The 719-nt window shown below is 67.9% G+C and carries 1 protein-coding gene; it reads right to left on the bottom strand.

Features of this window, described 5'->3' with window-relative positions:
- Window positions 1-15: 15 nt before the first annotated feature.
- Window positions 16-719 (bottom strand): transposase (locus tag IF89_RS0135775; protein ID WP_030777508.1); only part of this gene is annotated, 704 nt, incomplete at its 5' end.

Here is a 719-nt window from a genome sequence, read left to right as displayed (position 1 = left end):
GTGCGGCCCGCTGGTCTATCCGGCGAGAGCGAGGTTGTACATCCGGGCGATACCGGGCATGGCGTGGTGGACGCCATCGCCTCTGAGGCGGCAGTCGCGGAGGATTTTCCAGGTCTTCATGCGGGCGAAGACATGCTCGACGCGGGCACGGACCTGCTTGTGGGACCGGTTGTGATCCTCTTTCCAGTCCGGCAGCTCAGCCTGGCCGTGCTGCCGACGGTGCGGAATGACGAGTCCGGTGCCCGGGTAGCCGCCGTCGGCGATCGTGAGGGTCTTGCCGACGGCGGCCTTGGCGCCGGACTCCTCCCACGCCTTGCAGTCGTTGCGGTTCCCGGCAAGCGGCCGGCCGACCAGGACGACCAGTCGAGTGTCGGCGTCGATGACGACCTGGTGGTTCGTGGAGTATCGGTAGTTCTTCGACCGCTCGGCGATGGCGTGGTCGCGGGTGGGGACCAGGGTGCCGTCCACGATGAGCACGGTGTCCTTGGCGAACTGCCTGCGGGGCTGAAGCGCGAGCATCGGCCCGAGGTGGTCGATGATCCGGTCCGCCGCCGACTTGGACACTCCGAACAGCGGAGCGAGCTGCCGCATGGTCAGGTTCGTGCGCCAGTAGGCCGCAACCAGCAAAGCACGGTCCTCCAGCGGAAGACTCCACGGCCGGCCCTTCCGGATCGCGTCCGCACCCTGGCGCCGCAGAACCGTTACGAGCTTCCCGAAGG

It is taken from the genome of Streptomyces sp. NRRL F-2664, from assembly GCF_000719345.1.
Lineage (GTDB): Bacteria > Actinomycetota > Actinomycetes > Streptomycetales > Streptomycetaceae > Streptomyces.
Note: the sequence above shows the minus strand (reverse complement) of the source record. Positions and strands in the feature narration are given on the sequence as shown.